We start from the raw sequence: 6895 nt of genomic DNA, 5'->3' as shown, positions 1-6895 counted from the left end.
CCGCTTTCACTGAGCCTAGCGTCGCGCCCGCCTCTTGCCCTTCGTCGTAGTTGAAGTTGTAGCTGCCCACCGCGTCGCCGTGCTCATCTTCAAACTCCGGCGCGGTCGTATCGCCCACGGTCACGCTGTCGCTCGCTTGTGGCGAGGTATTGCCCGATGAGTCTGTCACGGTGGCCGTCACCGTCAGTGACTCACCGTCCGCTGGTACCGGGTATTGATAGCTAACGCCATTATCCAAGTCGTCTTGCGTCAACACGCGATCCGGTTGACCCGATACGGTTAAGGTATCGCCCACGTTGGCATTGGCTGGCGGCGTCACAAGGACATCGACCAAACCATCGATTTCACTGTTGGCTAACGTGCCGTCATTATTGGTGTCTTCAGTGATCACCACCGTTGGGGCGTCTGGCGGCGTGGTATCGCCGACGGTCACGCTGTCGCTGGCTTGTGGCGACGTATTACCCGATGGGTCTGTCACGGTGGCCGTCACGGTCAGTGACTCGCCATCCGCTGGGACAGGATATTGATAGCTGACGCCATTATCCAAGTCGCCTTGCGTCAACACGCGATCCGGTTGACCCGATACGGTTAAGGTATCGCCCACGTTGGCATTGGCTGGCGGCGTCACAAGGACATCAACTAAACCGTCGGTTTCGCTGTTGGTTAATGTGCCGTCATTGTTAGTATCTTCGGTGATCACCACGCTTGGTGCATCAAGTGCTATTGGTAATACTGGTGTTGCTGACGACGTCTGATACGCCTCAAGCAAAGACAAACTTTGTGTTTGTGACAAGCCTAATGCTTCTAACCCTGATGTAACAAAATTCGTATCAGCGAGAACTTCCGCTCCATCACGCTCTACGGCTCCGCTTGTTATTAGGCTTGAACCAGAATTTGTACCTGCTGCCGTTGCAAATTCTTCATTAATTTGCGTTGGGTCTTGCCCCTCTTCCAATGCAGCGAATATCTGCTCGATGTCATCTGTGATGTCATCAAGTTCATTTTGATCATTAACTCGGCTAATCTGTGCTTCAGAAGCAGTGAGATCCGTCATATCAGAAATTGTATTTTCAATGACAAGTTCTCCAGGAAGTACTGTTTCACCCTCTTTTAAAACCTTCACATTACCGTTAAGGTCGATGACCATTATTTGATCTAATGAGGAGATACCTCCTGCAACTAAAGCACTAAAATCCATATAAGCCTCTGCTAACCCGTCTAGTTATTAACAATGTCGTCAATAAGTTGACATTGGTCCTATTTATATAATTAATAAGATAACATTAAACATATTCAACATCAGCTCAAAACGACATTCTGTTAACCAAACGATTACAAAATATTGATTCCCATCACACATAAAAATGGAGCAATATCACACAAAATCAACATATAATTATAAGTCAAGCCTCAAAATCAAATGAAACCAATGATTTATACCACACTTCGTATTTATAAAAATAAGTTAACCATCGGTGGTGAAAGTTAGTATTATTCGTTCGATTTTTAACATATATAGTGTTACTTTATTGGCGCTTGGTCTTTATTCTCATTATTAAGACGCCTAATACCCTAGTATTATATTTATCAACAATAATTCATGGAGCATCTCATTAATGAGCACTCGGATTAAAATGTTATGTGCCGCTGTAATCATAAGTTCTCCTGCTGCTAGCCAAACCCTTGAACAAGCAGTATCGATAACTCTTGCGACTAACCCAGAAATTAAAAGCGCATTTAACGAATACGTAAGTAAGCGGTATCAAAATGAAGCTTCTGGAGGGGCATATCGTCCGAGTATCGATTTAGATGCAGGAATTGGATATGAAGCTGTAGATTTAGCGTCCGGTACCGAAGATGAATTAACCAGAAAAGAAGCAACAATTACTTTAACTCAGCTGATATGGGATGGTTCTTCAACGCTTAATGATATGGATCGTACAGCTGCAGATGCAGAATCTGTCCGATATCAACTTCTTTCTGATGCACAAGACACTGCATTGGAGGTGACAAAGATCTACCTAGATTCAGTTAAAGCCTTTGAAATACTCAGTTTATCGGAAAGTAACTTGGCGGTTCATAAAGAGATATACAAAGATATCAAGCGACGAGCAGAATCAGGTATTGGCTCTACAGCTGACCTTTCTCAAGTAGAAGCTCGTATTGCTAAAGCACATGGAAACCTATTGGCAGCGCAAAATAATCTTTTTGATGTTCATACCCAATTTAAGCGCATTGTTGGTCAGAACCCACAGGGCTTAATTTTTCCAAGAGCGGATCAAAGTACATTACCTCTAACAGTAGACAGCGCAATAGAAGCAGCATTTACCAACCACCCTGTGATTAAAATATCAATGACCGATGTTGATTCTGCCAAATTTCAATATGATCAAACGAAAGGCCGAAATTACCCAACACTCTCTTTTGAAGCGGCTCAAACTTGGCGAGATGACGCTGGCGGTATTGAAGGGAGCAGTGATGAATTTTCAGCCATGCTAAGAATGAAATACAACTTATACAATGGTGGGTCGGATTCTGCTCGTACTGATAGTGCTGCTTATCAACTGAATAAAGCAAAGGATTTACGAGATAGAGCTTACCGGAGTGTTGAAGAGGGATTAAGATTATCTTGGAGTGCACTCGACTTAACCGTACAGCAGAAAGAGTTCTTATCCGATCATGTAGACTCCGCTTCAGACACTGTCATCGCATATAATAAACAATACAGAATCGGCAAGCGAACATTGCTCGATTTACTCAACACTGAAAATGAACTATTTGAGGCCCGAAAAGGCTATGTTGATGCAAAATTTGCAGAGCAATACGCTAAATATCGAGTTCTGAATGCTACGGGTAATTTGTTATCTTCGTTGCGAGTGGATATTCCTAAAGAGTGGGCAAAAAAGGTGGACTATTAATATGAAAATCGCATTACTACCACTGGCATTTTGTCTTCTGACTCATGCGACTGCTTCGTTTTCTCAAGACGAATATGACTATCGGGCGACACCAGAAGCTGAACAAATAGCCGATTTACTTGATGATGATCGTGATGGAGTGATCAACGATCGAGATTTATGCCCAGGAACGCCAAGCAAAGCTGAAATTGATAATGACGGCTGTGGTACTTATATTAAAACCTCAGAACAGATGAAGCTTCGAATATTGTTTGCTAATAATTCAACTGAAATCAATCCCGTTTTTCGTGGTCAAATCCGTCAAATGGCCGATTTTTTAAAACAGTACCCTTCAACGTCTATCGAACTCCAAGGCTTCGCAAGCAAAGTGGGTAACCCACAAGCGAATATGACGTTATCGAAAAGACGAGCAGAAAACGTTGAGTCGATGATCATCAGTTACGGTATTAGCCAAACTCGTATTCGCAATGTTGGCTTTGGTGATCATAACCTTTCAGAACAAGGGACAGATCAAGTTAGCCATGCGTTAAACAGAAAAGTTGTTGCCACCGTTGTTGGCCATAAAGGTGAAGTTAAAGAAGAGTGGACTATATTCACTAAAATAGGTAAGTAACTTAACTTTAAAGTTATCACTTGAGATTAGGGGCTATATGTCCCTTTTCCTTTTATAACCATGCTCTCAACTGAATATTTCGTGCATCTTTTACAAAAAATGGTAATCTAACCGCGTCTTATCTACCGAGAAATATACAATGAGCAAATTGACTGCAGACATCCAAGCAAACTTAGACCTTTTTGTTGCTGAAACCAAAGCAAACCAACTAGTTTGGGGCCTTAAAAATGATGAAGGCTGGTTAGCGTGCGACTCTACAGAATTTGAAAATAGCGAAGTTATGCCTTTTTGGTCATCAAAAGAAGATGCTCAAGCTCATAATGTAGAAGAGTGGGCTGACTTTGAAATCTTAGAAATTCCATTAGACATTTTTGTTGAAGATTGGCTTTTAACTTTAGCTGAAGATGGCGTTTTGATTGGTACTAACTGGAATAGTACTTTAGATGGCAAAGAACTTGAACCATCTGAGATGGCGAAACTATACCTTTAGTTCAACATCTGAATAAAAGTAATCCTGAATAGAGGTTCTCACCCTATGCCTCTATTCAAATTGTCCCTTCGATGGTTCACCCCACCTAAATATAAAGTTATTTGAATCAATAATTTAGGCAATAAACAGTATCTATCTCACACTTCTTTAGACTCAGATAATAATTTGTTGTTCTATTTTGTATTCGTTTTTAAAATACGTCGTTAGATCACTTTAAGGTTTATTATGTTTATTCGTAGTTTAATCACGATTATTGTTTTCGTTTACAGCGCCAGCTCATTTTCTCACCAAGTAAACAATAATCAAGAGTGGAATTTAATTTACGAATACAACCTTCGTGATAATAAAGACAATGCGCTTAGTATGCTTGAAGAGAGATATAATTCATTATCTCCAGGTGCGGAAAAACTTTATGTCAGCTCTTTAATCTATGACTTCATGAACCGTTATCATCAGCCGTATTTTGGTCGATTAATTAAAAATCAACCTGAATATAGTGAAATGGAACAATCATATGTTCATGCTCTAAATGATGAAAGCAATGGTAATTTTATAAAAGCGAGTGAGCATTACCTATCTTTACTCGATATTATGAAAAAAAAGAATGACATAAACGGGAAAATGATTTTTGAATATCACTTGTGTAAAGTATTAAATCATCAAGCTCAATACTATAAAGCGAATTATTATTGCTCGACCCTCCAAACACATGTCAATGACAATTCAAAATCCATACTCCCATTACATTTGGCACTACGAGTAATTGCGAACAATCAGTTCTTTCGTGGTGAGCATAATAATGCTCTTGCGGCTTATCTACACCTAATAGAAGTATTTCCAAATCACGGTGATATATCAGCTGTATACAACGATGTTGGAAACCTACTCAAAGTCATAGGTCGCTTTCAACAGTCTGAGACTTATTTACTTCAAGCGTTAAACCTTCGACTAAAATCAAGTAATTCAATGAAATTAGCTCAAGTTCAACATAGCCTCGCGAGCCTGTACTTAGAAAAAAAACAGTTCGACTTAAGTTTAAAGTATTTTAAGTCTGCATTGACAATTCTAAAATCTGAGAGCAATAGCTACGGACTAGGACTGACTTATATTGGGATTGGCGATGCCTATATTGGGAAAGGAAATCATCAATTAGGCGATTCATATCTAACTAAAGGGCTTGAATTTGCCGAAGATCTTGAAAACCAGAAAATGAAAGCGAAAATTTATCTGGCATTAGCTGAGTCTTACTATCAACGTACGCTTTATATTCCAGCTTCAAACTACGCAAAAAATGCACTTAGTATCTCTAAATTAATTCATGACTCTCAATATCAATCAAGCTCATTATTTATTTTATCAAAAATTTATGCAGCTTCTAACTCGTATAAAACGGCGTATGAGTATTATCAGACTTATTCTAATATCGAGCTTGCTAACCGAGATATAGATAATAGAAAAGCCATTGAAGCTCTTGATTTAACAAAAACAAATTTTGAGCAAGAATACAAGCGTTCAGAGTTATTTAATCTAAACCGATATCAAGCGTTACAAATTGAAACTATGCAACGACAAAGCGTGGCTTACAATTTTATCGTTTTTTCTTTGTTTATTATTATTTTGATTTTCATTTATCTAAATCGAAAAACAAAACGAAATGCACAAGTTGATAGTTTAACTGGTATTTTAAATCGCGCAGCTTCAATATCAACTATCAAGGCTCAACCTCACAATAATAATTCTGAATTCAACTCTATTTTAATTTTATTGGATCTAGACAATTTCAAATCAATCAATGACGGGCATGGTCACCCTACTGGTGATCTAGCATTGAAACATGTAACAAATACAATTTCATCTAAACTTGGTAAATATGACATCTTTGGACGATTAGGTAGTGAGGAGTTTATTATCTTACTAAGAGATGTCGACGAGTTAGATGTAAAATACCGTGTAGAAAGCCTCCATCAAGCCATTTCAATGAAGTCATTTATTTCTGAATCTAATCAAATTCTTAAAATCACTGCAAGCTTTTCATATCTTGCAACATCGAAATCATTACATGACTTTGACGATTTGTATTCCATTCTCGACCAAGCGCTATATCAAGCAAAGCAGAATGGTCGAGATTGTATTATTGACGCTTACAACGATCCTATTGATTTGCCAAGCGTTGTTTATTCTTCAACTCTCTCATGACCGTTTGGCTGTTGGCTTGGTAATCATTCAAACCAATTTTACGTAATTCACATGAAGGGCAATCACCACACCCGTCACCAATAATTCCGTTATAGCATGTCAACGTTTTCGATCTCACCAACTCTAGAGCATCGTACTGATCGGCTAAAGCCCAAGTCTCCGCCTTATTTAACCACATTAGAGGCGTTAAAATTTCAAATTGACGATCCATTCCCTGCACTAAAGCAGTATTCATCGACTTCACAAATTCATCACGGCAATCCGGGTATCCTGAAAAATCAGTTTCGCAAACACCAGTGATGACACTTTGTGCGCCAATTTGATAGGCATAGATTCCAGCCAACGTTAAAAATAGAATATTGCGCCCTGGTACGAAAGAGTTCGGTAAACCGTTCTCCTGCAGTTCGTGAGACACTTCGATATCATCTCGAGTCAAAGAGCTTATTGCGAGTTCATTTAATAGACCAACATCCATCACTTTATGTGCCGTTACGCCCAGTTCATTTGCGAGATTTTGCGCCACTTCTATTTCCAGCTTATGTCGCTGACCGTAATCGAACGTAATAGCATGAACTTCATCAAACTCTTTAAGAGCTTGAACCAAACACGTAGTGGAATCTTGACCGCCACTAAATACAACGACTGCTTTTTTCATCTTAAACCTACTTAAAACATTAA

At 39.3% G+C, this 6895-nt stretch carries 4 protein-coding genes and 2 pseudogenes; 4 read left to right on the top strand and 2 right to left on the bottom strand.

The window, feature by feature from the left end; all coding sequences use genetic code 11:
* Nucleotides 1–1198: pseudogene (locus F0249_RS09680) on the bottom strand (hypothetical protein); the annotation flags it as partial.
* Nucleotides 1199–1616: 418 nt separating this feature from the next.
* Between F0249_RS09680 and F0249_RS09675 the strand changes: the two are divergent.
* From F0249_RS09675 to F0249_RS09660, 4 genes are all read left to right on the top strand, one after another.
* Nucleotides 1617–2918, top strand: a complete 1302-nt coding sequence (locus tag F0249_RS09675) for a TolC family outer membrane protein (RefSeq protein ID WP_171756531.1) — start codon at nucleotides 1617–1619, stop codon at nucleotides 2916–2918.
* Nucleotide 2919: 1 nt separating this feature from the next.
* Complete coding sequence (locus F0249_RS09670; protein ID WP_171756530.1) at nucleotides 2920–3531, top strand: OmpA family protein; 612 nt, start codon at nucleotides 2920–2922, stop codon at nucleotides 3529–3531.
* A gap of 139 nt (nucleotides 3532–3670) precedes the next feature.
* On the top strand, nucleotides 3671–4021 hold the full coding sequence (locus tag F0249_RS09665; protein WP_017052648.1) for a DUF2750 domain-containing protein: 351 nt from the start codon (nucleotides 3671–3673) through the stop codon (nucleotides 4019–4021).
* Nucleotides 4022–4246: 225 nt separating this feature from the next.
* A complete protein-coding gene (locus F0249_RS09660; RefSeq protein WP_171756529.1) occupies nucleotides 4247–6217 on the top strand; it encodes a tetratricopeptide repeat-containing diguanylate cyclase in 1971 nt (656 codons plus the stop codon).
* On the opposite strand, the pseudogene queC reads toward F0249_RS09660, so the two are convergent.
* Nucleotides 6174–6875 (bottom strand): annotated as a pseudogene (gene queC, locus F0249_RS09655) (7-cyano-7-deazaguanine synthase QueC); the annotation flags it as partial. The gene F0249_RS09660 and the pseudogene queC sit on opposite strands and share 44 nt — an antisense overlap.
* Nucleotides 6876–6895 lie beyond the last annotated feature (20 nt).

Source organism: Vibrio sp. 03-59-1, from assembly GCF_013114135.1.
Taxonomy (GTDB): Bacteria; Pseudomonadota; Gammaproteobacteria; order Enterobacterales; family Vibrionaceae; genus Vibrio; species Vibrio cortegadensis.
The sequence above is the reverse complement of the archived record's forward strand: the minus strand, read 5'-3'. Positions and strand labels throughout refer to the sequence as shown.

Coding starts and splice junctions, on each gene's coding strand:
- F0249_RS09675 (WP_171756531.1), top strand. CDS start 1,617: ATGAGCACTCGGATTAAAATGTTATGTGCCGCTGTAATCATAAGTTCT.
- F0249_RS09660 (WP_171756529.1), top strand. CDS start 4,247: ATGTTTATTCGTAGTTTAATCACGATTATTGTTTTCGTTTACAGCGCC.
- F0249_RS09670 (WP_171756530.1), top strand. CDS start 2,920: ATGAAAATCGCATTACTACCACTGGCATTTTGTCTTCTGACTCATGCG.
- F0249_RS09665 (WP_017052648.1), top strand. CDS start 3,671: ATGAGCAAATTGACTGCAGACATCCAAGCAAACTTAGACCTTTTTGTT.